The sequence below is a fragment of the Gordonibacter sp. RACS_AR49 genome (assembly GCF_030418435.1).
In the GTDB taxonomy this organism is placed as follows: Bacteria; Actinomycetota; Coriobacteriia; order Coriobacteriales; family Eggerthellaceae; genus Gordonibacter; species Gordonibacter urolithinfaciens.
In genome coordinates this window covers 309,432-335,495 of sequence record NZ_JAIUDM010000001.1, presented here as the reverse complement: position 1 = coordinate 335,495, position 26,064 = coordinate 309,432, and the positions used below count along the sequence as shown (strand labels likewise).

General features: G+C 67.1%; 24 protein-coding genes. 21 read left to right on the top strand and 3 right to left on the bottom strand.

Features of this window, described 5'->3' with window-relative positions:
* Positions 1–82: 82 nt before the first annotated feature.
* The gene (locus tag LB310_RS01400) at positions 83–745 is read right to left on the bottom strand and encodes a DUF1648 domain-containing protein (RefSeq protein WP_227153795.1); all 663 of its coding nucleotides are present in this window, start codon (positions 743–745) and stop codon (positions 83–85) included.
* A 248-nt stretch (positions 746–993) separates the two neighbouring features.
* Here LB310_RS01400 and LB310_RS01395 point away from each other — a divergent pair, with 248 nt between their 5' ends.
* The 4 genes from LB310_RS01395 to LB310_RS01380 all read left to right on the top strand — a co-directional run bounded on the left by LB310_RS01395 (position 994) and on the right by LB310_RS01380 (position 7,195).
* Complete coding sequence (locus LB310_RS01395; RefSeq protein ID WP_227153794.1) at positions 994–2,370, top strand: DHA2 family efflux MFS transporter permease subunit; 1,377 nt, start codon at positions 994–996, stop codon at positions 2,368–2,370.
* 400 nt (positions 2,371–2,770) lie between these two features.
* Positions 2,771–3,205, top strand: a complete 435-nt coding sequence (locus tag LB310_RS01390; protein ID WP_227153793.1) for a PadR family transcriptional regulator — start codon at positions 2,771–2,773, stop codon at positions 3,203–3,205.
* 244 nt (positions 3,206–3,449) lie between these two features.
* On the top strand, positions 3,450–3,830 hold the full coding sequence (locus tag LB310_RS01385; RefSeq protein WP_227153792.1) for a NifB/NifX family molybdenum-iron cluster-binding protein: 381 nt from the start codon (positions 3,450–3,452) through the stop codon (positions 3,828–3,830).
* A gap of 455 nt (positions 3,831–4,285) precedes the next feature.
* A complete protein-coding gene (locus tag LB310_RS01380) occupies positions 4,286–7,195 on the top strand; it encodes a hypothetical protein (protein ID WP_301154128.1) in 2,910 nt (969 codons plus the stop codon).
* Positions 7,196–7,204: 9 nt separating this feature from the next.
* Here the strand turns inward: LB310_RS01380 and LB310_RS01375 are convergent, their stop codons facing one another.
* Positions 7,205–8,134 (bottom strand): LysR family transcriptional regulator, encoded by a 930-nt coding sequence (locus LB310_RS01375; RefSeq protein WP_157005578.1) that lies wholly within the window; start codon positions 8,132–8,134, stop codon positions 7,205–7,207.
* Between the two features lie 441 nt (positions 8,135–8,575).
* On the opposite strand from LB310_RS01375, the gene LB310_RS01370 reads away from it, so the two are divergent.
* The 14 genes from LB310_RS01370 to LB310_RS01305 all read left to right on the top strand — a co-directional run bounded on the left by LB310_RS01370 (position 8,576) and on the right by LB310_RS01305 (position 23,299).
* Entirely contained in the window at positions 8,576–9,439 is an 864-nt protein-coding gene (locus LB310_RS01370; RefSeq protein WP_227153790.1) for a respiratory nitrate reductase subunit gamma, read from the top strand.
* 6 nt (positions 9,440–9,445) lie between these two features.
* Complete coding sequence (locus LB310_RS01365; protein WP_096227826.1) at positions 9,446–11,062, top strand: (Fe-S)-binding protein; 1,617 nt, start codon at positions 9,446–9,448, stop codon at positions 11,060–11,062.
* 105 nt (positions 11,063–11,167) lie between these two features.
* A complete protein-coding gene (gene hemA / locus LB310_RS01360; protein WP_278806955.1) occupies positions 11,168–12,529 on the top strand; it encodes a glutamyl-tRNA reductase in 1,362 nt (453 codons plus the stop codon).
* The gene (gene hemC / locus LB310_RS01355) at positions 12,526–13,455 is read left to right on the top strand and encodes a hydroxymethylbilane synthase (protein WP_278806953.1); all 930 of its coding nucleotides are present in this window, start codon (positions 12,526–12,528) and stop codon (positions 13,453–13,455) included. The genes hemA and hemC overlap by 4 nt, the downstream gene beginning before the upstream one ends.
* A gap of 1 nt (position 13,456) precedes the next feature.
* Positions 13,457–14,989, top strand: a complete 1,533-nt coding sequence (gene cobA, locus LB310_RS01350) for a uroporphyrinogen-III C-methyltransferase (protein WP_278806952.1) — start codon at positions 13,457–13,459, stop codon at positions 14,987–14,989.
* Positions 14,986–15,963: a porphobilinogen synthase gene (gene hemB / locus LB310_RS01345; protein WP_301154125.1), complete on the top strand. Its 978-nt coding sequence runs from the start codon at positions 14,986–14,988 to the stop codon at positions 15,961–15,963. Before cobA ends, hemB begins: the two co-directional genes overlap by 4 nt.
* Positions 15,964–16,015: 52 nt before the next feature.
* On the top strand, positions 16,016–17,302 hold the full coding sequence (gene hemL, locus LB310_RS01340; protein ID WP_096227831.1) for a glutamate-1-semialdehyde 2,1-aminomutase: 1,287 nt from the start codon (positions 16,016–16,018) through the stop codon (positions 17,300–17,302).
* Positions 17,303–17,365: 63 nt separating this feature from the next.
* A complete protein-coding gene (locus LB310_RS01335; protein ID WP_087189912.1) occupies positions 17,366–17,554 on the top strand; it encodes a 4Fe-4S dicluster domain-containing protein in 189 nt (62 codons plus the stop codon).
* 37 nt (positions 17,555–17,591) lie between these two features.
* On the top strand, positions 17,592–18,782 hold the full coding sequence (gene dsrA, locus LB310_RS01330; RefSeq protein WP_096227832.1) for a dissimilatory-type sulfite reductase subunit alpha: 1,191 nt from the start codon (positions 17,592–17,594) through the stop codon (positions 18,780–18,782).
* A gap of 51 nt (positions 18,783–18,833) precedes the next feature.
* A complete protein-coding gene (gene dsrB, locus LB310_RS01325; RefSeq protein WP_087189910.1) occupies positions 18,834–19,889 on the top strand; it encodes a dissimilatory-type sulfite reductase subunit beta in 1,056 nt (351 codons plus the stop codon).
* 149 nt (positions 19,890–20,038) lie between these two features.
* A complete protein-coding gene (locus tag LB310_RS01320) occupies positions 20,039–21,400 on the top strand; it encodes a YeiH family protein (RefSeq protein ID WP_087189909.1) in 1,362 nt (453 codons plus the stop codon).
* 3 nt (positions 21,401–21,403) lie between these two features.
* Positions 21,404–21,778, top strand: coding sequence for a hypothetical protein (locus LB310_RS01315; protein ID WP_087189908.1), 375 nt, complete (start codon positions 21,404–21,406; stop codon positions 21,776–21,778).
* A 99-nt stretch (positions 21,779–21,877) separates the two neighbouring features.
* Positions 21,878–22,753, top strand: coding sequence for a hypothetical protein (locus tag LB310_RS01310; RefSeq protein WP_278806947.1), 876 nt, complete (start codon positions 21,878–21,880; stop codon positions 22,751–22,753).
* Positions 22,754–22,822: 69 nt separating this feature from the next.
* Entirely contained in the window at positions 22,823–23,299 is a 477-nt protein-coding gene (locus LB310_RS01305) for a hypothetical protein (protein WP_278806946.1), read from the top strand.
* 109 nt (positions 23,300–23,408) lie between these two features.
* Here LB310_RS01305 and LB310_RS01300 read toward each other — a convergent pair whose 3' ends face one another.
* On the bottom strand, positions 23,409–24,053 hold the full coding sequence (locus LB310_RS01300; RefSeq protein WP_278806945.1) for a bifunctional precorrin-2 dehydrogenase/sirohydrochlorin ferrochelatase: 645 nt from the start codon (positions 24,051–24,053) through the stop codon (positions 23,409–23,411).
* Positions 24,054–24,158: 105 nt separating this feature from the next.
* On the opposite strand from LB310_RS01300, the gene LB310_RS01295 reads away from it, so the two are divergent.
* The 3 genes from LB310_RS01295 to dsrM are packed head-to-tail and all read left to right on the top strand — an operon-like array spanning position 24,159 to position 26,062.
* Entirely contained in the window at positions 24,159–24,554 is a 396-nt protein-coding gene (locus LB310_RS01295) for a hypothetical protein (RefSeq protein WP_278806944.1), read from the top strand.
* A 9-nt stretch (positions 24,555–24,563) separates the two neighbouring features.
* Complete coding sequence (locus tag LB310_RS01290) at positions 24,564–25,076, top strand: hypothetical protein (protein WP_087189903.1); 513 nt, start codon at positions 24,564–24,566, stop codon at positions 25,074–25,076.
* Positions 25,073–26,062, top strand: coding sequence for a sulfate reduction electron transfer complex DsrMKJOP subunit DsrM (gene dsrM / locus LB310_RS01285; protein WP_096227838.1), 990 nt, complete (start codon positions 25,073–25,075; stop codon positions 26,060–26,062). Before LB310_RS01290 ends, dsrM begins: the two co-directional genes overlap by 4 nt.
* Positions 26,063–26,064 lie beyond the last annotated feature (2 nt).

The window sequence follows — 26,064 nt, the reverse complement described above, 5'->3', positions numbered from 1 at the left end:
GGCGCGCCTAGCGCTCGCCCCGATGCGGATGCGCGGGTTTGCGCTTCAGCAGCTCCTTGTCTGCAATAAAGCCGTTTCTCGCTCATCTCATCGTCACTATCCACACCACGAGCAAGAACGCCGTGACAAGCAGCAGCAGCGCGCCGATGGCGCGCGCCTGCTGCTTGTCGGCTCCCAGCTTCCGCTCCAGCTCGCTCGATCCCGGGTGGGAGTTCACGAACTGCAGCCCCTTGCCCGTGATCAGCATGTACAGCGAGAACGCGAGCAGGCCGAACACGATCGCGCCCATCCCGAGGTCGACGAGCAGTTGCGCCACGTCGACAGGCGCGGCGAACCCGGCTTCCGCGAAGCACATCGCCACGCTTGCCGCCTGGAAGAGGTCGAGCACGGCGAACACGCCGGCGACGACGGGAAACGACATCTGACCGCCGAAGCTGTCCGACACGAGCCAGTCCTCGCGCCCGGTCGCTCGCTGACGCTCGAAGACGGCGAACAGGAGAGCGACCGCGATCTCGATGACGAAGAGAATGCCAGCGCCGACGAAGAGCTCTGCTTTTGATCCCCAACGGTCGGGCCCGTCCACGTCGAAGTGCACGGGAACCGTCTCCGGCAGGAACGGGTGGGCGGCGGCGGTGAGGACGAGGGGAAGCGCGGCGAGCGCGATGAGGGCCGCGATGCGCCAGCGGCTCCGCCGTGCAGGGACTTGACCATCGGCAACGCAGTTGTGCTCGGAGTTGGAAGACATGGCCGCCGTCCTTTCGAACGCTCGCATAAGCATATTTAGCAATACTAAGTATAGACGAAGAGGAATCAACGAGGCAAGCGGGTCCCGGGCGCTGCGTCCTGCCGGGCGCTTGACGGCAGGACGCCTGCCCAGGGAGCGCACCTCGGCCGCTCCGTCCGGAGCGTTTCCCCGATTTAGGAGCGTTTGGGCCGCGGCGCTTGGGCTATACTTGAAGGGATGGCGAAGGTACGGAGGCAAAGGAGGCTGCGGTGCGGGAGTTGGTCAAGGGCGAGCGGGGGCGCGTGTACGCGCTGTTCGCCATCGTGATGCTGGCCTCCGCTTTCGGCAACCTCTCGCAGACGGCCGTGAACGCCATGATGCCCGAGATCATGGGCGAGTTTGCACTCGACGTGAGCTTGGGCCAGTGGCTTACCACCAGCTACATGCTGGTGCTGGGCATCGCGGTTCCCGCGGCCACGTTTTTGGGGAAGCGGTTCACCACGCGCCAGCACGTGTTCATCGCCCTGGCGTTCTTCCTGGTGGGGGCCCTTGCCGACTGCCTGGCCTCGAATTTCGCCGTGCTGCTGGCCGGGCGCATCTGCCAGGCCGTGTCCACGGGGCTTCTGCTTCCGCTCATGCAGACTATCGCCATGACGCGCTTTCCCGAGGGTCGCCGCGCCACGGCCATGGGCATTGCGGGCATCGCCATGGGCTTTGCGCCGAACATCGGACCGACTGTCGGCGGGGCCTTCAGCTTCTCGTTCGGATGGCGCAGCTTCTTCGTGCTGCTGCTGGCAGGCGTGGTGGTGCTGGGGGTTGCCACGGCGCTGCTCGTGCGCGGCGGGGAGGGCAACCGCAGCGAGCGGTTCGATACGCTGTCGTTCATGCTGTCGGCGCTGGGCTTCGGCGGCTTGCTGCTGGGGTTCTCCGAGGCGAGCAGTTTCGCGCTCACCAGCCCGTTCGTCTGGGGCCCGCTCGTGGCGGGCGCGGTGTTCCTCGTGCTGTTCGTGCAGCGGCAGAAGCGCGTGGACGATCCGCTCATCAACATGGACATCTTCAAGTCGGGCCAGTACACGGTCGGTTTCGCGGTGTTGTGCCTGCTGCATGCCTCGTTCATGGGCGTGACGCTGGTCATCCCGCTGTACGTGGAGGGGCCATGCGGCGGCACGGCGCTCGACGCGGGGATCGTGCTTTTGCCCGGCACGTTGGCGGCGCTGTTCCTGAACCCGCTGGCCGGCGTGCTCACCGATCGGTTCGGCATCCGTCCCGTGACGCTGGCATCGGGCGCGCTCTTGGCGGTCGGATCGGTGCTCATGGTGTTCCTGGACGAGGAGACGCCGCTCGCCGTCACCACGTTCTGCCAGGCCGTGCGCGCGTTCGGCGTGTCGGGGCTCATGGGCCCGCTCATCTCGTGGAGTCTCGCCGGCCTGCCGGGGCGTATCGTTACCGACGGTAGCTCGTTCTCCATCGCGGGGCGCCAGGCGTGCGCCTCGCTCGGCACGTCGGTCATGGTGCTGCTCATTGCCCTGGCGGGCACCTCGGCTGCCGCGGCCTCCAACCCTGCACTGCCCTACCAGCTGGCGTTCGCCTTCTCGGCTGTGTTCGCCGTGGCCACGTTCGTCGGCATCGTGGCGAAGGTGCGCTAGGACCGCTTCGGGCACGCTCTGGGACGGATAGCGCTGCTGCAGCTCACCTGCTCGGGTATCGCCGAACCAGGCTGTGGCTGGCGCGGGCATGTTGATATCAGCGCAACGACCGGATGACGGCTTTTCGGGACGCATGGCGGCATGGGCAAAGATATATGTTGACAACATAGATGTTTCGGGAGTATATATGTTCATGTCATATAGCTGTAGACGACAGAGCGGGCGAACGGCGAATGCCGGCAGATCGCGGAGGAACGACGACCGCCGCAGAAGGGGCGGCCTGACGGCGTAAAGCTTGCGGCCCGCTGAGGCAGCGCGACGGAAGCGCCGCGTTGGCCGGTGCAAGCCGCTAACCCGCCGAAGAGACGGCCGACGGGCCGAGGAAAAGGAGGCGACGCGCATGCCGCGAGGCGACTGCGGAGGAGAGGGTGCCCGGCAACCGTGCTGTCGACGGCGCGGCGGGGGCGGCGGAGCGTTGGTGGAGCCGGCGGCGTTGGCGGCCCTGCTGTATGCCGGCGGCTACGGCTACGACATGCGCCGCACCATCCTCGACATGACGGACGGCGAGGTGGACGTCGACGTGGGCGGGCTGTACCGTTCGCTGCGGAGGCTGGAGGACGAGGGCGCTGTGGCGTCGCGCTGGTGCGAGGACGCCTCCGGCCCGCGCCGGCGCGAGTACGAGCTTACGGAACAGGGCCTGGAGCTGGCCGAGCAGTGGCTCGACGCGCTTCGGGCACGCCAGCGGCTCGACGAGCTGCTGGTGGGGTTGCTGGAAGGCGGCCTGAACGCCGCCGGCCGAAGCCGCGAGAGCGCGCAAGCGCCGAGCGACGGCTGAAGAACGCCGGATGGCGTGCGCTAAGCTGTAGGCGATGGGCGCGAAGGCTCTTACCGGCCCAGTGAAACGGCGGATGACGGTGCGGGCGCGAAGGCGCGCAGATGGCTGCCGGCCGTCCGTCCTGCTGAATCGGCAAGGCGGTGTCTGCGCGGGCGTTCGGGAAACGAGAAGGGCACGACCCGAGGCGACGAGGCCTCGGAAGACGATAAGCGGAACGGCGACGTTCCGGGAAAGAAGGGTCATCATGGGAGAAACGCTGAAACTCGCGGTGCCGACGATGGGCGCAGCCGACCTTGCATCCGAGCGCTCGGGCCATTTCGGCCACTGCGACTGCTTCACCATCGTGGACATCGAGGACGGCGAGATCAAGGGCACGTCCGCGCTGGCGAACCCGCCGCACGAAGAGGGCGGCTGCCTGCGCCCGGTGGGCCTGCTGGCCGACGCCGGCGTGGACGCCATCGTGGCGGCCGGCATGGGCATGCGCCCGATGATAGGTTTCAACGACGCGGGCATCACGGTGTACTTCGAGAACCAGACGCCGAACGTGGGCGAGGTCGCGAAGCTCGTGGCGGCCGGCAGCGTGCCGATCATGGGCGCCGAGAACGCCTGCAACCACCATCACTGAGTTCGCAAAACGATCGATTGCGAGGGGCGCCCGCCGAACGGCAGGCGCCCCTCGTGCGTTCTAGGGAGAGACTGATTAACGTAACGACGCCCTTCTTGATTGCGCTAGGTTTGCAGCATTTGAACACGGCCCTTTAAATACGACTGAAAGAGTCATGGACTAAATCAGAGGCTAGAGCATGCTTGAACGAATTTCTGCCGACACGAATCCGAGAAACCTCTGGTGGCGAAAAGCCGTCCCCGAGGTTCGCCGTCGAAAACATGCCATAGCCTCCGACTTCGTCCCGCCCCTTCTGCGGTGCTTTTCTGCTGTGCCCTTTTGGCGGCTCTAGGGAAGCACCGTTAACCAGCGTCTTCCTAGGGGATGGCGTGCACGTATGCCATGCAGACGTGCTGGGTTTTGGGCGCAGGGCTGCCTGGTCGTGCTATCCTGCTCGGTGAGAGAAAGGAGCGGGCTTGGGCCGCGGAGAGGAACAGGGACGAAGCGCAGGGCAAGGCGGGACGTACGTCGTGTCGGCGGCCAGGTCATTGCTTGGCGCCACGCGCCGCGTGCTGCCCGATGCCGTGCCGTCGCCGTCCGCGCCTGCAGCGGCAGACGCGCAGGCGCCGGTATACGGCTGGATTGCCGGGGCCTGCGCGGCGCCATCCAAGGGCGACCGCTACGTGGTGGAGTTCACGGGCAGGCGGGAGTTCCGCATCCTAGCCTACGTGGACCGCTTCGGGCGCGCGTTCTCCACGGACCGGCCGCTCACTGCGCCGCCTGCCCGCAGGCCCGATCTCGACTTCGCGCGCTTTGTCGACGAGGGTCCCGCGGACATGGGCCGTGGCCCTGCAGAGACGTGCGCGGACGGGCATACGGCCGTCCGGGGAGCGCGCACCGACGCGGAGCGCGGCCCGGGGGCTCGCCCGGACGGGGAGCACGGCTGCGTGGAGGTGCGCACGGGCGGCGAGGACGAGCGGCAGGTGGCGCGGTACTTGTGCAAGGGCGGCCGCTACACGTTCACGGACACGTGGTTCGACTTCGGGCCGCACGCCGCAGGCCTCTCCTACGACGACGCCCTCGCCCGCGCCTACCTGGCGTTCGTGCACCGGCCCCGGCTGGGCGGGGCGGAGGTGCCCGAGAGGGGCACGGCCTTCGTCCACGAGCGTCTGCGGGAAACCCCGCTCCTACCGGTCCTGCGCACCATCGTCGACGAGGTGCGCAGCGCTGAGAGCGACCCGGTGGTGCAGCCGCCCGCCCTGGTGAGAGGCCTTGTGCGGTGGCTCGAGGAAGCCGGCCTGGACGGCCTGCGCCCGCCGGCCGTGCCGGACGAGGCGCTGCGGCTCGTGCGCACCGCGCGCTACGCCAACCTTTACTACATAGCGCAAGAGGACGAGGACGCGGCCGTCGACCGCCGCACCGTCTGGGCCCTGGAGGCCGCGCTCAACCGGTTCACCCTGATGGAGGAGGCGTTCGGTGACCGCGCGACGCTGGCCGGCGACGCGGACTGCGCACGCTGGGATGCCTACCTGATAGAGACGGCGGGGGCGCAGGCGTTGGGCGCCGAGCGCCTGGCCGGCACGCCCCGAGGGTCCGATGACGGTGAATGGGAGGCGCGTTGCCGCCTGGCCGGCGTGCTGGAGCGGCTGAAGCTGCCGGTGCGCATCGAGGCGCAGATGCAGGCGAACGTGGCGGAGGGCCTTGCAGCTTTCCGGCTGACGGTGCCGGACGCCGCGCTCATGCCCGCGCGCCGATGGGTCGAAGGCCCGGCAGGTGCCGGCTGGGAGGACGTGCCGACCGCCGAGCGCGACGCCCAGGCGCGCCGCTACGCCATGCACTTCGGCCTGGCGCTCGCCACCGCGGCGTTCGAGGCCTCTCCGGCCATCCGCCGCGTCGACGTGGCGGCCTGCCCGCTCGGGGACGGCGCTCCGCCTGCCGCGTCCGATGGCTGCGAGAACCCTGCCTCGCCGGACGCCGAGTTTCCCGCCGATCGGCAGGAGGCGGCCTACTACCAGGTTGCGCTCACCCGCCGGGCCTACGAGGAGTCGGGCTGCTTCCGCAGCGCCCTCGAGGGCGACCCCGCGCCGCTGCTCGCGTATTGCGGCGCCGTGTGCGACCTGCCCGGGGCCGACCCGTTCGCGCTCATGCAGGCGCTGCCCTCCACCGTGCGGCGCCAGGAGCTGCCCGAGCTGGACGACGCGCCCCTGCCGCAGGCCGTGCGGCCCGTGCTCGGCGCCGACGATGCGCGCGACCTGCGCATCGCGGCCGAGGCTCGCCGCCGTCGCGTGGGAGAGGGGTTGGCCGACCGCATCGCGCGCGCCGGCAGCGCCACCGAGGCCATTCGCATCGTGCGTAAGGAGCAGCACGCCGCCCGCACCCTCGGGGACGACCAAGGGGTCTCGGCCTGCACGCGCCTCATGGCGGCGCTCGCGGAGGGAACGCTGGACACCGAGGACCAGAACGCCGCGGTGACGTGCTTCCTCGGCGAGGACCGCTGCCTGGCCGCCCTCGCCCGCGCCCGTGCGCTCGCCCCGCGCGACCCCGCCGAGGCGGTGGCCGTGCTGGCGGACGCGGTGTCCGAAGCCGCCGCGCTCGACGGCTACACGGACGGCGCCGTGACCGCATACCGTGCGTTCGACTCGTACGCGGCGCGCGTGCGGTACTCCCGCGCCCTGCGGGCCGTGCGCCAGAGGGGCGCCGGCGGTTCGCAACCATCAGCCCCGTCCGACGCGCCCGCTGTGCCGACCCTCGCCGCTCGGGCGGCCGCGGACGCGGGCAGGAGCATCCAGCTGGCGCCCGACTCGTTCTTCCTCTGCCATTTGGAGATCGTCACGCTGCTGGAGCGCTCGTTCGACCGCGTGGACGACGCCTTGCGCTACGGCAGGCGCGCCATCGAGCTGGCGCCCGCCTCGGCCGGCGGTTACCGCCAGCTCGGCCGCGCCTACATGCTGGTGGGCGATATGGACAGCGCTGCGGCCGTGCTGGAGGCGGGCCTGGATGTGGCCGCGCAGCCGAACGACGTGGCCATTGCCTACTACCAGCTGGCCTATGCGCTGTGGAAGGCGGGCAGGCCCCGCGCGGGCGCGGCCTGCTACCTCAAGTCGGTCATGACGTCGCCCGTGATGGCGCTGCAGGCCGTGGCCGAGCTCAAGGAGCTGGCCGCAGAGCACGGCATAGAGCCGATCGAGCGCGATGCCGTGGATGACGAGCTGCGCAGCGCAGGGATAGTGCTGGCGCCGACGGAGGAGATGTTCGAGACCCTGGACGCGGGTGCCGCGGCCGCTGTGGACGCCGGCCTGTTCCCGGTCGCCCGAAACCTGTTGTCGCTGCGCCTGCACTACCGCCCGGACGACGCTCTGGTGAACGTGCTGAAGTCGCTGGAGTGAAGAACGCGTTTACGGGATGATGGGCTTGGGCAGGATCTCGCTTAGCTTCTTGCGGTTGCGCAGCAGCAAGAGGAAGGACTCCTCGTCGGCTGTGAGGTTGCCCTTGGTGTGCGTGAGGATGCTGAGCGCCCGCGCGAACGAGCAGTCCTTCACGCGCAGCGCCGTCATCTGCCTCAGGCGGCACTCCTCCTGAACGGTCAGCGCGGAGATGACGGCCACGCCCATGTGGCACCTCACCGCCTGCTTGATGGCCTGCGTGCTTCCCAGCTCAAGCCGTATGTTCAGATCCTGGTGGTTGAAGCCGCTGCGCGCCAGGGCCAGCTCCATGACCTTGCGCGTGCCGGAGCCCTGCTCGCGGGTGATGAGCGTCTCGGACGCCAGCTCGCTGAAGCTGATGGACTGGCTCGTGCTCCACGGATGGTCGCTGGGTACCACGACCACCAGCTCGTCATGCCAGAACGTCTCCACGGTGAAGTTCGGCTCGTCGGGCACGGGTCCTTCGATGAGCGCGACGTGCAGCCGCTTGTCCATGATCTCGCGCGCGAGAATCTCGGTGTCGGCTATCTGCACGTCGATGTCGGCATCCTGCTCGTTCGTGTAGTACTCGCGCAGGAAGAAGGGCAGGAGGTACTCGCCGATGGTGAACGTGGCCCCGATGCGGATGCCGTGATGGCAGGTGGCCGCTTTGAGCACGGCCTCGCGCGCCTCGCAGATGAGCTGCACGATCTCCTTCGCGTAGCCGTAGAACACCTCGCCGCTCTCGGTGAGGGTGACGCCCCGGTTGGTGCGGTCGAGGAACTGCGTGCCGTATTCCTTCTCCAGGTTCTGGATGTGGATGCTCACGCTTGGCTGGCTCATGTGCAGTCGTTCGGAAGTGCGGGTGATGTTGCCGGTGTAGGCAACGTCCTTGAATACGAGAAATTCCTCTAAAGAACTCATGCCGCCCCCTCATGCTTTGCAAAAGGCCGACAAGGCCCCTTGTTAGACAACGAACGGTACCCTCCCCGGAAAAAAGTATAAGTACAACGGTGTCAATTTGGCCATAGAGAGAACAGGGGATGCCATACGTAATTCCGATTCCAGGGAAACGCTGCCCCCCACGTTGCCGAATCCTTGTCCTCCTCTTGCTGCGCTCATGGTGCCGCAGCAGAGTATCACCAGATGAATCGATGGTTTTCTTCTTCATTGCACAGAGGGGGCCCAGCGTTTGCGCAACCATTCTACCGCAAGTCATAGCCGCTTCTTATGACGCTATCGCAAAACTGAATTTTACACTTCGGCAACCGTGCCGTAGCTTTAACGTCATGCCGGTGCATCACGCCGAGACGGTTTTTCCACCGATGTGCGCTCCGGAAAAAAGGGCGTAGGGGGGCGGTTTCAATGACGGTTGACATGCTCGTATCCGTGTTCATTCTGCTTGCGATGTTCGGTTTCTTCGCGCTGTCCTTGAGGAAAGCCTACAAGTTCGCGCACATGCAGATCCATGCGCGCCTCGACCTCTATCCCGTTCCCAAGGAAGGCGGCGGGCGGGCGGCCTACGGCGGCTCGTACATGGAGGAGCCCGAATGGTGGACGAAGCCGCGCAAGATCGACCGGGTCAACGAGGCCGTCGACATCATGAAGGAAATGCTGTTCATCAAGAAGCTATTCGTGCACCAGCGCGTGCTGTGGTGGGCGTCGTACTCCATGCACCTGGGTATCTACGTCATGCTGGGATGGTCGGTGCTGCTGCTGGTCAGCGTGGCATGGCATCCCGACTGGTACGTGCTCGTGGTGACCGTCGTCGGGGTCGTCGGCTTCGCGCTGTCGACGGTCGGCTGCGTGCTGCTGCTGGTGCGCCGCGTGTCGGACCGCGTGCTGGCTAAGTACACCACCCCGCTCGAGTACTTCAACATCGTGCTGCTGCTGACGGTGCTGCTCACCGGCGCGTACTCGTGGCTGTTCGTCGCGTCGCCCTTCGCGGTGGCCGCGCAGGTGTTCACGCTGAGCGCCACGGACCTGCCGCCCATCGTGCTCGTGCACCTCGCGCTGCTGGGCATCATGTTCCTGTACATCCCGCTTTCCAAGATGAGCCACTACGTGGGCAAGTTCTTCTGCTTCCACAAGGTGCTGTGGGACAACGATCCCAACCTGCCGGGCAGCTCCGTGGAGCGCCGGTTCGAGGACGCCGCAGCGCATCCTGCCCATACCGGCTGGTCGGCTGCGAAGCAGCAGGCGCCCGCGTCCGAGTCGTCGAAAGGATAAGCGGTCATGGCCATGGAATACAAGAACGTGCGGACCACGGACATCTCGAAGCGGGAAGGCCTGCTGAGCGCCCTCGACGACTTGTCGCCCCTGCCCGCGCCGTACGACAAGAACGGCCTGGAGCCCGCCTTCAAGGACCCGAAGCCCGAATGGGCCGAGACGAACTGCTGCTCGCTCGACGGCTTCTGCGCCATCGACACGATGAAGCGCCCCGAGACGCAGGAAGAGGAGGACGAGCTCAAGGTCAAGTTCCTCAAGGGACTGGAGAAGCTGTTCCTCGACGCCAACAACAAGTACCTGCAACCGCTCAGCTTGACGATGGAGTACTGCGCGAAGTGCAACACGTGCTCGGAGGCGTGCCATGTGTACAAGGCGGCGAACGGCGACGAGATATACCGTCCCATCTTCCGCGTGGACGTGCTGCGCAAGCTGTACAAGAAGTACTTCACCCGCTCGGGCAAGCTTCTCGGCTCCCTCACCGGGGCGGACATCGACCTGGATTGGGAGACCATCGCGCGGTTGGGCGAGTCGGCCTACCGCTGTAACCTGTGCCGACGCTGTGCGCAGGTGTGCCCGATGGGGCTGGACAACGGCATGGCAGCCCGCGAGATACGCAAGATATTCAGCATGGAGATGGGCCTGGCCCCCACGCCCGTGCACGCGAAGGGCACGCAGCTGCAACTGAAGACGGGTTCCTCCACGGGCCTTACGAGGCCGGCCCTGATGGACACGCTCGAGTTCATCGAAGAGGACACCTACGAGCGCACGGGCCGCAAGATAAAGTTCCCGCTCGACAAGAAGGGCGCCGACGTGCTGCTCTTCCACAACGCGGGCGAGTTCATGGCCTGGCCCGAGAACCCGGCGGCCTTCGCCATCCTGCTTGACGAGGCGGGCGTCGACTGGACGCTCAGCACCGACGTGGTGGGCTACGACAGCGTGAACTACGGCATCTGGTACGACGACGTGCAGGCCAAGAACGTGGCCATGGCGCAGTTCGAGGCGGCCAGGAAGCTGGGCGTGAAGCGCATCGTCATCGGCGAGTGCGGCCATGCCCACAAGGCGGCCGTCGTGGGCGCCGACCGCATGGCCGACAGCCAGGAGCGCGGCGTGCCCGTGGAGAGCTTCCTGCCCATGATGGCCGAGTTCGTGCGCAACGGGCGCCTGAAGTTCGACCCTTCGAAGAACGACTTCCCCGTCACGTTGCACGATCCGTGCAACATCGTGCGCCAGATGGGCATCGTGGAGCCTCAGCGCGAGATACTGCGTGCGATAGCGCCGCAGTTCCGCGAGATGACGCCCCACGGGGTGGACAACTACTGCTGCGGCGGTGGCAGCGGGTTCGCCATCATGAACTCCTACAACTTCGGCGACTTCCGCACGAAGGTGAGCGGGCGCATGAAGTTCGCCCAGATACTCAACGCGTTTGCGGACGAGATGGAAGACCCCGACATAGTGAAGTACGTCTGCGCTCCGTGCTCCAACTGCAAGGGCACGATACGCGACCTCCTTCAGGCGTACAAGGCCACTGCGCGCTACAACGTGCAGTACGGCGGCATCGTCGAGCTCATGGTCAACGGCTTGGCGAGCATGGATCGGCCCTACTTCGAGTTCTTGGAGGAGTAGGCGCTGCCCGGGGTCGCGCAAAAGGCGCGCGGCCCCGGGGTTGACCGGGTTTCGCGCGCGCCTGCTGGGGAGCGGGCGGCAGGGGGATGAGACGGGAGCGGGACTATGCATACCATCGTCGTGGGGCTGAGCATCAAGCGCGCCCCCCTTGAGATTCTGGAGCAGTTGAGCGTGCACCACTCGCAGAACGCGCTGTGCGTGCAGGATGTGAAGGCGGCGGCGGGGCTGTCCGGTGCCGTGGTGCTGAGCACGTGCAACCGCCTGGAGTTCTACGGCGTGTGCGAGGACGCCGACGAGGGCGTCGCGCGGGTGTGCGACTTCATCCTGGGCCAGAACGGTGCGGCTGACGCCGCCCAAGCGCGGCAGTTCCGCGAGCTTCTGTACGCCTTCACGGACGGGCGCGCCGTGCGCCACCTGTTCGAGGTCGTGTGCGGCCTGGACTCGCTCATAGTGGGCGAGACGGAGATAGCCGGCCAGGTGTCGCGCGCCTACCGGGCCTCCTGCAAGGCGGGAGCCAACGACAAGATGGTCAACGTGTGGTTCCAGCGCGCGCTGTCGCTGGGCAAGAAGGTGCGCTCCGAGACGCGTATCAGCCGCTACTCCACCTCCATCGGGCGCATCGCCGTGGAGCTGGCCGTGCGCGAGCTGGGCGGCATCGCGGACAAGCGCGTGCTCATCCTGGGCGCGGGCGAGATGAGCGAGCTGACCATGAAGTACCTCGTGGCGCAGGGCGTTTCGGTGGCCATGGTGTCGAACCGCTCGCTCGACAAGGCGCAACGGCTGGCCGGCCAGTACGGCTTCGGCGCCTGCTCCCTCGACGAGCTGGATACCTGCCTGGAGCAGGCCGACGTGGTCTTCGCGGCCACGGCGGCGAAGAGCTGCCTGGTGGGGCGGGAGCGCCTGGCCGCCATCATGGAGCGTCGCGCCGAGCGGCCGCTGCTGTGCATCGACATGGCCCTTCCGCGCGACATCGACCCGGATGTGCGCGACATTCGCAACGTGAGCTGCTACGACATCAACGAGCTGCGCGACGTGGCCAACCGCCACCAGAACGAGCGCCTGCGCGCGGCAAAGACGGCCGCCCAGCTCATCGACGAGGCGGCGGCCGACTTCGAGCGCTGGCAGCACTCGCTGGAGTACATCCCCACTATCGACGCGCTCTACCGCCAGGCCGACCGTATCAAGGCCGACAAGCTGGAGCGCGCCATGGGCAAGCTGTCGGGTCTCACGCCCAGTCAGAAGCAGGCCGTGCAGTGCCTGGCCACGTCCATCGCCCACCAGCTGGTGCACGAGCCCGTGGCGTCGCTGAACGCCATGGCGGGTTCCGAAAAGAGCCGTGCGTACGCCGCCATGCTGCAGGAGCTGTTCCACCTCGATCCCGAGGAGGAGCCTGCGAGTGCGGACGCGCCGGTGCCTGCGGAGGCGGGAGCGGGCCCTGGGGATGCGTTGACGGGAGGTTCGCGATGAAGCGCCTGGTCATAGGCACAAGAAAGAGCGAGTTGGCATTATGGCAGGCGAAGTGGGTGCGCGAGCGCCTGATCGAGGCGCATCCCGGCCTGGAGGTTGAGCTGGCCGAGACGGACACGGCGGGCGACCGCGACCTGGCGACCCCCCTGCCGCTCGTGGACGGAAAAGGCGTGTTCACGGCCGAGATCGAGGAGGGCCTGCGCGACGGGACCATCGACCTGGCCGTGCACAGCCTGAAGGACCTGCCCACCGAGCTGCCAGAGGGTTTCGAGATCGGTGCGTACTGCATGCGCCACGACCCGCGCGACGCGTTCCTGGGCAAGGATGGCCTCGTGCTGGCCGACCTGCCCGAGGGGGCGCGCATCGGCACCTCGAGCCTGCGCCGGGCCGCCCAGGTGCACCGCGTGCGCCCTGACGTGGAGTGCGTGAGCATCCGCGGGAACCTGGCCACCCGCTGGCGCAAGCTGCAGGAGGACGAGGGCATGGCCGGCATCATCCTGGCCGTGGCCGGGGTGGCGCGCCTGGGATGGCGCGACCGCATCACCGAGTACCTGGCACCCGACGTGGTCATGCCGGCCGCGGGCCAGGGCATCATCGCGGTGGAGGTGGCTGCGGGCCGCGACGACGCCGCCGCGCTCGTGCGGGCCGTGAACCATGTGGAGTCCGAACGTGCGGCGCGTGCCGAGCGCAGCTTCCTGGCGGCGCTCGAGGGCGGCTGCCAGACGCCCATCGGCGCGCTGGCCGTGTGCACCGGCGACGTGGTCAGGCTCTCGGGCATGGTGTGCAGCCTGGACGGCGGTCACATGGTGCGCGTGGAGCGCACGGGCACTCAGCCCGAGCGCGTGGGCCGCGAGGCCGCCGAGGACGCGCTCGCGCGGGGCGCGGCGGATATCCTGCCCGCGGGCGCAGATCGGGCGGGGGTGTGACATGTCGCATTCGACGGGAGAGACCCGGGTATACCTCGTGGGCGCCGGACCCGGCGACCCCGGCCTGCTCACGCTCAAGGGCCGGGCGGCCATCGAGCGTGCCGACGTGCTCGTGTACGACCGGTTGGTGTCGCCGCGCCTGCTGGGCTATGCCCGGCCGGACTGCGAGCTCGTCTACGTGGGCAAGACCCCCGACCACCACACGCTGCCCCAGCACAAGATCAACGCCCTGCTGGTAAAGAAGGCGCTGGCCGGCAACGTGGTCGTGCGCCTGAAGGGCGGTGACCCGTTCGTGTTCGGGCGCGGCGGCGAGGAGGCGGAGGAGCTGCGCGACCACGGCCTGCCCTACGAGGTGGTGCCCGGCGTGACGTCGGCCATCGCCGCCCCCGCGTATGCGGGCATCCCGGTGACGCACCGCGACGCGGCCTCGTCGTTCACGGTGATCACGGGCCACGAGCGCGACGGCAAGGGCAACTCGGCTATCCCGTGGGGGCAGGTGGCGCGCCTCAAGGGCACGCTCGTGTTCCTCATGGGCATGGAGAACCTGCCGCGCATCGTGGACAACCTCGTGGGGCACGGCATGGATCCCGCCACCCCTGCGGCCGTCGTGCGCTACGGTACCTGGCCGATGCAGCGCACGGTGTGCGCCCCACTGGCCTCCCTCGAGGAGCGCGTGGGCGAGGAGGGCATCGAGAACCCGGCCGTGATCGTGGTGGGGCAGGTGGCCGCGCTGCGCGAGCGCCTGTCTTGGGCGGAGCGCAAGCCGCTGTTCGGCAAGACCGTCGTGGTCACGCGGGCCCGCCACCAGGCGTCAGCCCTCGCGTCCTCCCTCGAGGAGCGCGGCGCGCAGGTCCTCGAGTTCCCGGCCATCGAGATAGCCCCCCCGACCGATCCGCGCCCGCTCGCCGAGGCGGTGGCCGGTATCGAGGCGTACCACTGGGTCGTGTTCACGAGCGCGAACGGGGTGGACGCCTTCTTCGCCGAGGCCGCGGCCCAGCACCTCGACGCCCGCTGCCTGGCAGGAGTTGAGGTGGCGGCCATCGGCACGGGAACCCAGGCGGCGCTCGCGGCCCACGGCATCACGCAGGTCCAGGTTGCGCGGGAGTTCTGCGCCGAGGGTCTCGCAGGGCTGCTGGCGGATAAGGTGCGCGCGGGAGAGCGCGTGCTCATTGCCCGTGCCGAGGAGGCCCGCGACGTGCTGCCCCGGGCGCTCGAGGAACAGGGTGCCCTGGTGAGCGACGTGGCCGCGTACCGCACGCAAGCGGTGGCGGAGGGCGCGGAGGCGCTCGCGGCCGCCCTGAGCGCGGGCGACGTGGATGCCGTCACGTTCACCAGCTCGTCCACGGTGACGAACCTGCTGGCATGCCTGGGGGGCCCGACGCTGCTCGAGGGGACGGACCTGTACTCCATCGGCCCCGTGACCACGGAGACGCTGCGCGCAGCGGGCCTCGAACCCCGCGCCCAGGCGGCCGAGTACACCATCGCGGGCCTCGTGGCCGCGCTCGTCGATTCGCAAGAAGGAGAGCTCCCATGAAGATGCGCAAGCGCCCCCGCCGCCTGAGGGAAACGGCCGGCCTGCGGGCCATGGTCCGCGAGCACCACGTGCGCGTGGACGATCTGGTCTACCCGCTGTTCGTGTGCAGCGGCACGGACAAGCAGGAGCCCGTGCCCTCCATGCCCGGCGTGTTCCACTACTCCCTCGACCGGCTCGGGCCGGTGCTCGACGAGGTGGCGGGCAAGGGCATTCCCGCCATCCTCCTGTTCGGGCTGCCGCCCTTCAAAGACGCCCGCGGCACGCAGGCCTATGCCGAAGACGGCATCGTGCAGCAGGCCGTGACCCTTGCCAAGGAACGGCAGCCCGGGCTCACCGTCATCACCGACGTGTGCCTGTGCGAGTACACCGACCACGGCCACTGCGGCCTGGTGGACGGCGAGCGCGTGCTGAACGACGAGTCGGTGGAGCTGCTGGCCGCCACGGCCGTGTCCCATGCCCGGGCGGGGGCCGACATCGTGGCGCCGTCCGACATGATGGACGGCCGCGTGGGGGCCATCCGCGACGCGCTCGACGAGAACGGCTTCGCTCACGTGGCCGTCATGTCCTACGCGGCGAAGTTCGCCTCGGCCTTCTACGGGCCGTTCCGCGAGGCGGCCGACTCGGCGCCGCAGTTCGGCGACCGCAAGAGCTACCAGATGGACCCGGCGAACGGCGACGAGGCCCTGCGCGAGGTCATGCTCGACGTGGAGGAGGGCGCGGACCTCGTCATCGTGAAGCCGGCCATGGCCTACGGCGACGTGCTGTGCCGCACGAAGCAGGCCTGCGGCCTGCCCGTGGCCGCCTACTGCGTGAGCGGCGAGTACGCCATGGTGAAGGCCGCGGCCGCGCAGGGGTGGATCGACGAGCGCCGCGTGGTCATGGAGGCGCTGCTGGGCTGCAAGCGCGCGGGCGCCGACCTGCTTATCACGTATCACGCCCTCGACGTTGCCGGGTGGCTGCACGAATCGATGTGACCGACCGCGCCGGCAAGACGGCCGGCGCGGGGAAGAAGGAGGTGTGCCGGGCATGCTCGACACGACGAGAAGCGAGGAAGCGTTCCGCATTGCCTGCCGGGTGATACCGGGAGGGGTCGACTCGCCCGTGCGCGCCGCGCGCGCGGTGGGGCGCAACCCGGTGTTCCTGGCGCGCGGCGAGGGCGCGCACGTCTGGGACGTCGACGGAAACGGCTACGTGGACTACGTGGGCTCGTGGGGCCCGCTCATCTGCGGGCACGCCCATCCTGCCGTGGTGGAGGCCCTGTGCCGCGCAGCGCAGCAGGGGTCTTCCTTCGGCGCGCCCACCGAGGCCGAGACGGCGCTGGCCGAGGAGATACGCCGCGCATACGACGCGGTGGAGATGGTGCGGTTCGTGAACTCCGGAACCGAGGCAACCATGAGCGCCCTGCGCCTGGCGCGCGGCGCCACCGGGCGCGACTACATCGTGAAGTTCGAGGGCTGCTACCACGGCCACTCCGACAGCCTGCTGGTGAAGGCCGGCAGCGGTGCGCTCACCAACGGGAATCCCAGCTCGGCCGGCGTGCCGAAGGAAGTGGCCGAGAAGACGCTCGTGGCCCGCTACAACGACAGCGAGAGCGTGGCCGCGCTGTTCGACCAGTACCGCGAGCGCATCGCCGCGGTCATCGTGGAGCCGGTCGCGGGCAACATGGGCGTGGTCCCGCCCGATCCCGGCTTCCTGCTCGACCTGCGCGCGCTCACGCTGGAGCAGGGAACCGTGCTCATTTTCGACGAGGTGATGACGGGCTTCCGCGTGGACTACGGCGGCGCCTCGCGCTATTACGGCGTGCTGCCCGACCTCGTATGCCTGGGGAAGGTCATTGGCGGCGGGCTGCCGCTCGCGGCCTTCGGCGGGCGCGCCGACCTCATGCAGGGCTTGGCCCCCCTCGGCCCGGTGTACCAGGCGGGCACCCTCTCGGGCAACCCGCTGGCCGTGGCGGGCGGCTTGGCTACGCTCAAGCTGCTGCAGGAGCCCGGCACCTACGAGAACCTTTTCAAAACCACCGCCGACCTGGCTGACGGCCTGGAGGGCATCGCGCGCGATTGCGGCGTGCCGCTGCAGGTCAACCGCGTGGGGGCCATGTTCTCGGCCTTCTTCGCGGACGAGCCGGTGGTCGACTACGAAAGCGCCTGCAACGCCGATGCCGACAGGTTCGCGCGCTACTACCGGGCCATGCTGGAGGCGGGCGTGTACCTTGCCCCGAGCCAGTTCGAGGCGGCGTTCGTCTCGACGGCCCACAGCGGGCAGGACATCGCGTTCACGCTGGAGCAAGCCGAGCGCGCGATGCGCGCCCTTTAACGCATCGCGCGGTACGTGCGTGCAGCTCGAAGACGAGTTCGCAACGGGAAGGAGGTGATTGGTATGTATATGGTTTCTCTTGACGAGGAGGCGTGCACCGGGTGCAACTCATGCGCAGACGGTTGTCCCGCGGGCATTTTGGATTTCGACGGGGAGAAGGCCTCTATCAAAGGCGACCCGTGCGACTGCATGGGCTGCGAGGCCTGCACGACGGTATGCCCGTCCGGCGCTATCACCGTGATGGAACTGTAGCGCCAACGAACCCCCCCCCGGAAAACAGGAGGATATTATGGCAGAGAAGAGAGAAACCCCCCAGCTCGACGAGCTGGAGAAGGGTCCGTGGCCAAGCTTCGTGACCCAGATCAAGCGCGCCGGCGAGAAGAACGCCATGGCCGACGATCTGCTGGGGCTGCTCGAGACGTCCTACGAGGACAAGGTCGGCCACTGGAAGCACGGCGGCATCGTGGGCGTGAAGGGCTATGGCGGCGGCGTCATCGGCCGCTACACCGACATGCCCGAGGAGTTCCCGAACATCAGCGAGTTCCACACGGTGCGCGTGGCCCAGCCGAGCGGCTGGTTCTACACGACCGACATGCTGCGCGAGATCTGCGACGTGTGGGAGGAGCGCGGCAGCGGCCTCACGAACATGCACGGTTCCACCGGCGACATCATCTTGCTGGGAACGACCACCGACCAGCTGCAGCCCATCTTCGACGACATCAGCGACCGCGGCTTCGACCTGGGCGGCTCCGGTTCTGACCTGCGCTCGCCGAGCTGCTGCGTGGGCCCCGGCCGCTGCGAGCATGCCTGCTACGACACGCTTGACATGTGCTACGACCTGACCAACGAGTACCAGGACGAGATCCACCGTCCCATGTGGCCGTACAAGTTCAAGTTCAAGATGTCCGGCTGCGCGAACGACTGCGTGGCGGCCCAGGCGCGTGCCGACTGCTCGATCATCGGCACCTGGCGCGACTCCATCATCATCGACCAGGACGAGGTGAAAAAGTACGCCGCCGACGGCCTGGACATCCAGATGGACGTGTGCCACCGCTGCCCCTCGCACTGCCTGACCTACGACAAGGATACGCAGGAGCTCTCGGTGAACGCCGAGGAGTGCACGCGCTGCATGCACTGCATCAACGTCATGGGCAAGGCCATCAAGCAGGGCAAGGAGAAGGGCGCCACCATCATGATCGGCGCGAAGTCGACCATCGTGAAGTCCGCCTTCATGTCGTGGGTCATCGTGCCCTTCATGAAGATGGAGCCGCCCTACACCGAGTTCAAGGAGATGATGGACCGCATCTGGGACTGGTGGGACGAGAACGGCAAGACGCGCGAGCGCATCGGCGAGCTCATCTACCGCCTGGGCATGGGCGAGTTCCTGCGCGCCACGGGCATTCCGGCCGTTCCCCAGATGGTGTACCGTCCGCGCGCCAACCCCTACGTGTTCTGGCAGAAGGACGAGATCGAAGTCTAGCGCGCTCGCGCTTGAACCGTATTGTTCCCGTTGAAAGATGAGGTGAGTTACATGCCCAAGATCGACAATGGACCTCCGGACTACCGTAAGAACCTGCCGCCTATCGTGGAGCAGAACTACGGCAAGTGGGAGTACCACGAGTCGCCGCGTCCCGGCGTGCTGAAGCACGTGGGCCCGGCCGGGGCGCTGTACAGCGTCCGCTGCGCCTCGCCCCGCCTCGTGTGCGTCGACTTCATCCGCGACGTGTGCGCGCTGGCCGACAAGTACTGCGGCGGCTACCTGCGCTTCACCAGCCGCAACAACATCGAGTTCCTCGTGTCGGACGAGCAGAACGTCGAGCCGCTCATCGAAGAGTGCGAAGCTCAAGGGCTGCCCGTGGGCGGCACCGGCGCGTCCATCAGCAACGTCGTGCACACGCAGGGCTGGGTGCACTGCCATACGCCGGCCACCGACGCCTCCGGCATCACGAAGGCGGTCATGGACGACCTGTTCGAGTACTTCAAGCGCGACGACCTGCCCAACAAGCTGCGCATAGCCATGGCGTGCTGCCTGAACATGTGCGGCGCCGCCCACGTGAGCGACATCGCGCTCGTCGGCATCCACCGCACCGTGCCGCGCATGGACCACGATGCCATCCGCAAGGGCACCGAGATCCCGAGCCTGGTGGCCTGCTGCCCCACGGCGGCCATCCGCCCCGACCCGAAGAACAAGAGCGTGACCATCGTGGAGGAGCGCTGCATGTACTGCGGCAACTGCTACACCATGTCGCCCGGCATGCACATCATGGACGCCAAGAACGACGGCGTGGCCATCTTGATCGGCGGCAAGGTGTCCAACGCCCGCACCGCGCCCAGCTTCTCGCGCATGGTCATCCCGTTTCTGCCGAACAACCCGCCGCGCTGGCCCGAGGTCACCGAGGCGGTGCGCCACATCGTGGACCTCTGGATCGCCAACGCCCGGAGGGGCGAGCGCCTGGGCGAGTGGGTCGAGCGCATCGGCTGGGAGCGCTTCTTCAGCCTGTCGGGCATCCCGTTCACCGACAAGCACATCGACGACTACATCTTCTCGCGCGAGACGTTCAGGACGTCGGCGGCGTTCAAGTACTAGCGTTTCGAGCTCTCAATCCGCGTCGGCGGGGCCGGCGGAACCGGTCGGCGCGGATTGGTCAACGATAGCCGATGACATCGCTTATCGCTGATCGAGTGTTTGAGGGACGAGCGGCGATGCAGCTGCTCGAACAAAGAAAAGGGGATATTATGTCAACAAACAATACCAAGACCAACGGCGGGGGCCTCAAGAGCCTCTATTTGAAGGAGGACTGGTGGGCCGTATGGATCGGCCTCGGCATCGTCATCGTCGCCCTGATCCTCTGGGCAACCGGGCAGTCCGGCATCCTGGGCGCCCTTAACGTCAAGTTCGCAGGATACAGCGACTTCTCGGGCCTGCTGCCGTGCGTGACCGGGATCTTCCCGAACGCCATCATCCTCTACGTCGTATTGGCAATCATCTTCTCGGTCGTCATGGGAATCATGGGAAAGAACGTTCCCAAGTTCCTCGGGGGCTTCACGCTCCTGTACGTGATGGCCATCTTGGTCCAGATCCTTTCCGCTTGGAGCCTGGCGAAGCAGTTCAGCCTCGAAGCGCCGGTCATGGCCCTGATCGTGGGCATCATCATCGGCAACTTCGTGAAGATCCCGGACTGGTTCGAAGCCGGCATGCGCACCGAGTTCTACGTGAAGACCGGCATCGTGCTCATGGGCGCCACGCTTCCCTTCACGCTGATCCTGCAGTCCGGCCCGGTGGCCCTCATGCAGGCCACGGTCATCGCCGTGTCCACCTTCCTGGTGATCTACTTCTGCGCCACGCGCCTGTTCAAGCTTGAGAAGCCGTTCGCGGCGACGCTGGCCACCGGCGGCTCCATCTGCGGCGTTTCGGCCTCCATCGCCATCGGGTCTGCCGTGAACGCCAAGAAGGAGCATGTGTCCGTCTCCATCTCCATGGTGGTCATCTGGGCCACCATCATGGTGTTCCTGCTTCCCATCATCTGCCGTGCCCTGGGGCTTTCCGACGGCGCTTCCGGCGCCTGGATCGGCACGTCCGAGTTCGCGGACGCCGCCGGCATGGCTGCTGCCGCCCAGTTCGGCGACGGTGCCATCACCACGTTCACCCTCATGAAGGTCGTCGGCCGCGACATCTTCGTGGGCGTGTGGGCCTTCATCCTGGCCATCATCTCCGTCACCATGTGGGAGAAGGGCGAAAGCGCCGACGGCACCCGCCAGAAGCCGTCCGCCGGCGTTATCTGGGAGCGTTTCCCGAAGTTCGTCGTGGGCTTCTTCATCGCCTCCATCATCATCACCGTCGTGACGCTGGCCAGCACCCCCGACGTTGCGGCCACCATCGACAAGCAGGTGCTCGGTCCCATCAAGGGCCTGCGCGGCTGGGCGTTCATCCTGTGCTTCCTCTGCATCGGCCTGACCACGCGCTTCAAGGCGCTGGCTGCCACCGGCTGGAAGCCCTTCGCAGCCTTCACCTGCGGCGTTGTTGTCAACGTGGCGCTCGGCTTCCTCTTCTCCACGATTATCCTGAACAGCTACTGGACGACCGTGGGACTTGGGTAAGCAATGGACGAGCCAACCGTAGTCAAGCATACCTGCATTCAAAGCGCCTGCTTCTTCCTCCCGTTCTTCGAGGCGGGGGAGTGGCGCCGGAGGGGGAAATCGCCTTGGAAGTCCGTCAAGAAGATCGAGGCGACTCCGGATGCGATTCGCGAGCTCGCGGCCTACACGAACCGGTGCATGTCGCACAGCGCGGCCGTCATGGAGTTCCTGCTTAGCATCCATGACGACTGGGAGATCACCGTCAAGAAGGACGGGGTGTGGATGGAAACGGAGACGATGATCTACGAGGACATCCTCCCCAAGCTCGAAGAGGCGGGGATCAGCGAGAACGACTACGCGCTCTACAGCGAGTACACGCGCAAATGGGGCATGATCTAGCCCCGGAGGTTCATGCTTGAAGCCGCAAGCGGTCTCGCGAAAACGGGGCTGCCTGCGGTTTTTTCACCACAGGGGCGATGCGAGGGGAAAGGGAGCAAGATGAGAGCTTACGAGCGTATCGTGGAGGTGCTCGGCGACGAGGCCGACGCGGAGTCTCGCGAATGGGTGCGCCGCAAATACACCGTCAGAGTGCGCGTCGCGGGGGTTGCCGCCTTCGCGTTCTTCGTGATGATCATGGGGATGTCGGGTACTCCCTGGTTCGCCATCAGCACGTTCGTCCTTTTGCCGCTCATGATCGTCGCGGTGTTCTTCGGGGTGTTCATGAGAGGCTCGGTGAACAAGGGCCTCACGCGCCTCATCGACGACGACTGCGACCCGCTCCTGTGCGCTCGCCGGACGCTCGCCCTGCTCGAGAAGGACAAGAAGAACGCCGACCCGCGCAGCGGCCTGTTCAGCTATGCCTACGCCCTGCGATGGCAGGGGAAGTGGAACGAGGCGGCCAAGCTCATGCGGGATTTGGAGGACGATCCCGACCCCCAGAGCGGGTTTCTCTACCACAACCTTATGGCGTACTGCGCGTTCGACAAGCGCGACCTCAAGGGCCTTACGGCCGAGGTCAAGGCCTTAAAGGAGCTTCCCAGCGAAGGGCTGCCGAAAGATGTGCCCGCCCACATTGCCGAGCACGTCGCCCTGCGCGATATGCTGGCCAAGGAGCTCAACGGGAAGACGTCCAAAGCGGCGGCCGACTACATCCAGGTTGCCGACGGCCCCAAGGCCCTTCCTGCGCATCGCGTGCTGTTCTCGCTGAAGGCGGCTGATTGTCTGGCCGATCCCGCCGAGCGGCACGCGCGCCTTACCTACGTGGGGGAGCAGGGCGGCACCACGTGGTGCGCTGCGGAAGCGAAGAAGCGGCTCGAGAAGGAGTCACGGAAGAAGCTCACCGACGCCCCGGCGGATACGACGGCGTCCCTTTGATTCCCGGCACGGCGGCCCGGCTGCAAGCGGCCCGGGTGGCTCTTTTCGGCGGGGAGGGAGCGATCTAACTTGGATAAGATCACGAAAAGCGGCATTCGCGTTCTGGTGGAGGCCGGCGACGAGCGGGCGGTGCTGGCGCTTTTCGACGAGGATCCGCATCGGGTGCAGCGCTTCCTCAAGCGGCTGGCCTGCGCGCCCGACGCAGCGTGCCATGCGCGCACCATCGCGTGCTTCCGCATGCTCTCGCGCGAGCGGTCGGCGCGCATGCCCGAGTTCTTCCGGGAGACCGTCCGGCGCAGCCTGTGGGAGATGAACGAGGAGGGCGGCAACGTGGCGTGGTCGGCGCCGGAAATCGCCGCCGCCGTGGTGGCCGGCGCGCCCGAACGCTACGGCCAGTTCGCCTCGTACCTGATCATGGCTGCCCTCGACGAGCCCACGTTCCAACCGAGCCTGCTCGCCGCCGCCGACCTCCTGGCCGAGGCCGATCCCGCGCTGGTAGAGGAGTTCCTGCCGGAGCTGGAGTCCGTCAGGTCTGCGCTCGGGTAACCGACACCTGGAAGGCGTAAAGAGGAGCCTGTCGCCGGTCATAGGGAGATGACTGCGTTCGGCAGCTTGCTTCGATTGCAGCGGAACAGGTTTGCGCCCGCCAAGCGGCTCATGCCTTGCGCGTCTCGCCTTCCAGCAGCTCTTCAAGCAGGTGCTCGGCGGCCTCTTCGTCGGCGGCCTGCACGAGGCGCTGGACGCGGCCGTCGGTGGCCTGCTGCCAGAAGCGGTAGCGTGCCGTCTCGTCGGGCAGGGCGGCGATGGCGCGCGGGCGCCAGGCGGCCAGCAGGTTGAGGTAGGCCTCGAAGCCCCCGGGGATGCGCTCCTCCAGCTCCTTGCGCAGCCGGCGCGCCGTGAGCGGGCTCGCGCCCTCGGTGGACACGGCGATGGACAGCTTGCCCCGGCGCAGCACCGAGGGGAGGAAGAACGTGCAGAGCTCCGGCTGGTCGGCCACGTTCACCATGAGATGGGCCTCCGACGCGTCGCGGTAGGCCCGCGCGTTCACGTCCTCGTCATCGGTGGCCACGAACACGATGTCGGCGCCGTGCAGGTCCTCGGCATCGTAGGCCTTGGCGCGCCAGGCGCACCGGCCTGCGTTGACGAGCGCGCGGAGGGCGTCCGTGACCTCGGGCGCTACGACGGTGACGGCTGCCTCGGCGGCCAGCAGCCCCTCGACCTTCCGGGTGGCGACGGCGCCCCCGCCCACGACGAGCGCGGCGCGGTCCTGCAAGACGAGCGAGACGGGATACGTTGGCATGGCGCCCCTTTCCCCAAGGCGTGATCGGGCTTGGCGCCCGCGCCTGCCATTGTAGCGCACACGGTGGCGGACGGCTGTCGAAGCGCGGGGCAAAAAGCATTAAAAATGATGGTTGAACAGGTATTAAAGGTGGTCATCGCGTTTCGTAATGCCTTGATGAAAACCTTTTATTTTACAGGTGGCGAGCAGGATGATTTACTGGTAGCTGCGTGGGGAAGGGCAACGGGTTCGGCCCGGTGCGCCTTCCTTGGCACGCGCCCTATCGAGGAGGAGGCTCGTATGCAAAAAGGTGCTGCAGATCCTGCCATCAAGCAAAAAGTTCTCGATTACCTTGACACGGTGGAGAAGGCGAAGAGCAAGGAGATAGCCAAGGCGATCTCTGAGGAGAAATCCGCCGTCGACCTGGCCGTCAAAGAGCTTGCGTTCGAGGACAAGGTCGAATACCTCTACATCACCACCACGTTCGTCGCCCTGAAGGGCAAAGTCGCCCCTCCCGAATAAGACGTGCTCATGGGCACGGTCTACGGGGAGATCGACGCGAGGAGAAGTTCTCTCTTCAAGGCTTGGAGGGCGTGTTTCGACGGCGGGTCCGAATCCGCCTTCCCTGTTGCGGCGGGGAAGGCGGGCCGGTTTTCCAATCCCGCCGCCTATCTTGCCGACGAGTGCGCGAGCGACGTGCTCGCCTGGTTGGCAGACGCGGGGGAAGAGGCGGATATTCCCGCCTCGGTGGCCGACTGGTGCCGCCTGCGAGCCGTCCAGGAGACGGATCAGGCGCATGCGTTGCGCCCTCTTCTCGATCTGAAGCAGGTTGTACGCGACGCTGTGGGCGTCGCAGCCGGCGACGAAGAGCTCGCCTCGGTGGACGAGCGCATCGACGCCTTGGGGCGCTACGCGTCCGACCGGTACGTCGAATCTCGGGAGAAGCTGAACCAGATCAGGTTGGACGAGATGCAGAGAGGTGAGGGTCTCATGAACAGAAGGCTGGCCCGTGAACGGGCCCGGCGCGAGGGGGACGCGGTATGAGGATCGTCGGCCCCCTGATCTTGACGTTGGCCCTCGCCGCCGTGGCCTGGGTGGGCACGCAGTACGCGGGCCTCTACGCCGTGTTCGGCATCGTCATTCCCTATCTCGCCCTGGCGAGCTTCGTGGGCGGGTTCGTGTTCCGCCTCGTGAAGTGGGGTAAGTCGGCCGTGCCGTTCCGTATCCCCACCACCTGCGGCCAGCAGAAGTCGCTGCCGTGGGTCAAGCAGAACAAGATAGAGAACCCCTCGTCCTTCGCGGGCGTCGTGGGCCGCATGCTGCTCGAGGTGCTGGTGTTCCGGTCGCTGTTCCGCAACACGAAGACCGAGAAGCAGGGCGAGGCCCTCGGCGTGGGCTCGGCGAAGTGGCTGTGGCTCGGCGCGCTCGTGTTCCACTGGTCCATGCTGATCATCGTGCTGCGCCACCTGCGCTTCTTCCTGGAGCCGGTGCCGGGGGCCATCGTGGCCCTCGAAGGCGCCGACGCGTTCTTCCAGATCGGGCTGCCGGCACTCTACCTCACCGACCTTTTGATCGTGAGCGCGCTCACGTTCCTGTTCATCCGGCGCGTCGTGATCCCGCGCGTGCGCTACCTGTCGCTGCCGAACGACTTCTTCCCTCTGTTCCTGTTGCTGGGCGTGGTCATAGCCGGCATCGCGATGCGCTACTTCTTCCGCGTTGACATCGAGGGCGTCAAGGAAGTGGCCATGGGGCTGGTGACGCTGCATCCGGTGGTGATAGCCGGTATCGGCTCCATATTCTACGTGCACCTGTTCCTGGCGAGCGTGCTCATCGGGTACTTCCCGTGGAGCAAGCTCATGCATGCCGGCGGCATCGTGCTGTCGCCCACGCGCAACCAGGCCAACGACAGTCGCGCGGTGCGCCACGTGAACCCGTGGAACCCCGACCTGCCCGTGCACACGTACGCCGAATACGAAGACGAGTTCAAGGACAAGCTGGTCAAGGCCGGGTTGCCGCTGGATGCGGAGTGAGG

Bases quoted from the DNA above. Each gene is read 5' to 3' on its own strand.
- LB310_RS01400 (WP_227153795.1), bottom strand. From the start codon at position 745: ATGTCTTCCAACTCCGAGCACAACTGCGTTGCCGATGGTCAAGTCCCT.
- LB310_RS01390 (WP_227153793.1), top strand. From the start codon at position 2,771: ATGCCGCGAGGCGACTGCGGAGGAGAGGGTGCCCGGCAACCGTGCTGT.
- LB310_RS01385 (WP_227153792.1), top strand. From the start codon at position 3,450: ATGGGAGAAACGCTGAAACTCGCGGTGCCGACGATGGGCGCAGCCGAC.
- LB310_RS01375 (WP_157005578.1), bottom strand. From the start codon at position 8,134: ATGAGTTCTTTAGAGGAATTTCTCGTATTCAAGGACGTTGCCTACACC.
- LB310_RS01370 (WP_227153790.1), top strand. From the start codon at position 8,576: ATGACGGTTGACATGCTCGTATCCGTGTTCATTCTGCTTGCGATGTTC.
- LB310_RS01365 (WP_096227826.1), top strand. From the start codon at position 9,446: ATGGCCATGGAATACAAGAACGTGCGGACCACGGACATCTCGAAGCGG.
- hemA (WP_278806955.1), top strand. From the start codon at position 11,168: ATGCATACCATCGTCGTGGGGCTGAGCATCAAGCGCGCCCCCCTTGAG.
- hemC (WP_278806953.1), top strand. From the start codon at position 12,526: ATGAAGCGCCTGGTCATAGGCACAAGAAAGAGCGAGTTGGCATTATGG.
- cobA (WP_278806952.1), top strand. From the start codon at position 13,457: ATGTCGCATTCGACGGGAGAGACCCGGGTATACCTCGTGGGCGCCGGA.
- hemB (WP_301154125.1), top strand. From the start codon at position 14,986: ATGAAGATGCGCAAGCGCCCCCGCCGCCTGAGGGAAACGGCCGGCCTG.
- hemL (WP_096227831.1), top strand. From the start codon at position 16,016: ATGCTCGACACGACGAGAAGCGAGGAAGCGTTCCGCATTGCCTGCCGG.
- LB310_RS01335 (WP_087189912.1), top strand. From the start codon at position 17,366: ATGTATATGGTTTCTCTTGACGAGGAGGCGTGCACCGGGTGCAACTCA.
- dsrA (WP_096227832.1), top strand. From the start codon at position 17,592: ATGGCAGAGAAGAGAGAAACCCCCCAGCTCGACGAGCTGGAGAAGGGT.
- dsrB (WP_087189910.1), top strand. From the start codon at position 18,834: ATGCCCAAGATCGACAATGGACCTCCGGACTACCGTAAGAACCTGCCG.
- LB310_RS01320 (WP_087189909.1), top strand. From the start codon at position 20,039: ATGTCAACAAACAATACCAAGACCAACGGCGGGGGCCTCAAGAGCCTC.
- LB310_RS01315 (WP_087189908.1), top strand. From the start codon at position 21,404: ATGGACGAGCCAACCGTAGTCAAGCATACCTGCATTCAAAGCGCCTGC.
- LB310_RS01310 (WP_278806947.1), top strand. From the start codon at position 21,878: ATGAGAGCTTACGAGCGTATCGTGGAGGTGCTCGGCGACGAGGCCGAC.
- LB310_RS01300 (WP_278806945.1), bottom strand. From the start codon at position 24,053: ATGCCAACGTATCCCGTCTCGCTCGTCTTGCAGGACCGCGCCGCGCTC.
- LB310_RS01295 (WP_278806944.1), top strand. From the start codon at position 24,159: ATGATGGTTGAACAGGTATTAAAGGTGGTCATCGCGTTTCGTAATGCC.
- LB310_RS01290 (WP_087189903.1), top strand. From the start codon at position 24,564: ATGGGCACGGTCTACGGGGAGATCGACGCGAGGAGAAGTTCTCTCTTC.
- dsrM (WP_096227838.1), top strand. From the start codon at position 25,073: ATGAGGATCGTCGGCCCCCTGATCTTGACGTTGGCCCTCGCCGCCGTG.